Annotated in this window: 1 protein-coding gene; it reads right to left on the minus strand. The window is 39.6% G+C overall.

Annotated features, from left to right (window positions below):
• Window positions 1-112 precede the first annotated feature (112 nt).
• A complete protein-coding gene (locus H3001_RS18970) occupies window positions 113-1,930 on the minus strand; it encodes a reverse transcriptase domain-containing protein (protein WP_057325972.1) in 1,818 nt (605 codons plus the stop codon).
• Between the last annotated feature and the right edge of the window lie 537 nt (window positions 1,931-2,467).

The raw sequence follows: 2,467 nt of genomic DNA on the forward strand, positions 1-2,467 counted from the left end.
CCATAGGCTAAGCACCCAGCGCCTTGCCATTTGTTACAATGGTAGGTTTCCAAGCACTCGCCTCCGAACCGTGCATACAGGTCTCCCCGTACACGGCTCTCCACCTTATCATTCAGTTTAACTTTCCCGAATGTATTTTGTGATGACATATTGAACATACTGCTAATGTTTTACGGTTACGAGAAATCATTTTTATTTCCCAATCACTTTTACCTTTCAAGTTTTTGAGTTTGCGAACATGGTGCATTTCAAGATTATCGGTTGCACCGCAGTTTTCACATACACGTGCATTTAGTCTTGTAATTAATCCATTTCTGCCACCCGTTATAGCGACTGTGTTAGGTAATCTGTCATCCAAAGTACGGTTCGGTAGTTCCTTGCGTTTGAAACCTTTGTCATAAAACTCACGTCTGACCTCATACCCTTTCTTGTTTGTGTATGGTATGGAGAATACACCGTTTTTCTTGTACTTCGCAATAATCTTCTTTTTGGAAGTTGTGTATTTTGCGGCGTATGTCTTGTACATACTATACTCCATAATGTTGTAGAAAGAGTCAATAACGGGGCTGTTGTTTGCTATCGAGTAATAGTTGTAGAACCCCATGATTTCAGAGTTATATTGACTTATAATCTCCAAATCATCAAGACATCTCATATATGAACGACCTTTTGGTTTCCAAACTTCTTTCCCGTTCTGCTCGGTAATTTTAACAGCATCATATTCAAGAAGTTTCTTTCGCATTATTTCGGTAGTCACATATAGTACTATCTTGTGGTCTAACGACCTTGTCAAATGACCGTTCTTATCTCTGCGTGTATCATTGGATTTTCGTACAAAGACATCATAACCAAGAAATTTAGCGTGTTTTCTTGCATTGGTAATCAGAGTTTTCTCGTCAGATAGTTCCAGTTTCAATTTATCAGCCATAAATTGCTTTATGTCCTCTTTGATTTGGATACAATCTTGCTTGCTACCGATTACTCCAATTAGAAAATCATCTGCATATCTTATGTATTTCAGTCGTTTGATACTGTCATCCATTTCATCACCGGCAGGATATTTCAGTCGTTCTTTGACTGTTTCTCTAATTCTTGCAAACAATTGTTTACGTTTCGTTTCATCAATAGTGTTTCGTAGTTTTTCAACTAACTTGGCTTTACGATGTCCGAGTTGTTTTGCAATCGGATTATCTTTGCGTCTTTTCCCCTTGTTGAATTTTGTGATGTACTCCTTGATATACTTATCGAATTTGTCAAGGTATATGTTCGCCAATATAGGGCTTATAATACCACCTTGCGGAGTACCACTGTATGATTTGTGGAATACCCAATCTTCAACATATCCCGCATTCAGGAATTTTCTGATAAGTCTGATAAACCTGTTATCGGAAATTCTTTCTGAAAGAATGGCAATCAATACTTCATGGTCTATGTTATCGAAAAATCCTTTAATGTCTCCCTCGATAAACCACTTTGTGCCATTGAACGACTTTTGAATGCTTGAAAGTGCAGTTTGAGGACTTCGTTGCGGTCTGAAACCATGTGAAGTGTTTTCAAAACTGCCCTCATAGACAGCTTCCAAAATCATTCTGATAACCTCTTGCAGAAGTTTATCCATAAATGACGGAATACCCAGCGGTCTCATCTTTCCGTTTTTCTTCGGAATGTAAACTCGCTGTGAGGGTTTAGGCTGATACGTCTCGTTTTTGAGCGTATCAATCAACTGCTCAATATGGGATATACTGAAGCCGTCAACGGTTTTTCCGTCAACTCCCTTTGTCATATTGCCTTGTTTGGCATATATGCGTTGGTAGGCTATGTAGTACATCTCTTCATTAAACAGTATCCGATACAAACGTTCGAACTTGTATTCCAAGTCGGAACTATGTTGTGTTAGACTGTTTAATATCTTTTCTGGATTTCTTTTCATGTCTCTCACATTTTCCAAAATTAACATTAAACGATAATGGCTGCTTCCCTTCGCCATGTACAAGGTTTTCCCTTGCTCGGACTACTACGGAAGCTCTGTTGCCATATGGGTTGCCCCACTTAGGCAATCCCCATTTAGACATATAATAACTATTTGGCTTGATAGATTGTCGGATACGACTTTCGTCCTTTACTATTTATGTAGTTGCTCTGTGACAAGTTCTTTTGCCCAATCGACCTGCAAGGAGAAGTTGGGTGCCACAGCATAACGTCTGTAACTGTCTTCCGTTAAGGCTTAATCATCGAGCCGCTCGGACTATCGTTCAACCAGTATAGGCTTTATCCTCATATCTATCGTTTCACCTCGCCACTCGGTCAAGACTTGACAGTTAGTCCACTCGTGGCTTTGCCGACATGCTACACTCCCCATCGTCTTTCGTTGAATGGATAAGTCGGCTGGTGATAGGTTATTATTTCAAAGAACACGAACCTAATAGCTTGCCAAAGCTATATTTATTATATGCCCTTATGGGCGCAC

This window comes from Phocaeicola faecicola, assembly GCF_013618865.1.
In the GTDB taxonomy this organism is placed as follows: domain Bacteria; phylum Bacteroidota; class Bacteroidia; order Bacteroidales; family Bacteroidaceae; genus Phocaeicola; species Phocaeicola faecicola.

What these genes read in the sequence shown, in the direction of transcription:
- H3001_RS18970 (WP_057325972.1), bottom strand. Translation starts at nt 1,930, where the DNA reads ATGAAAAGAAATCCAGAAAAGATATTAAACAGTCTAACACAACATAGT.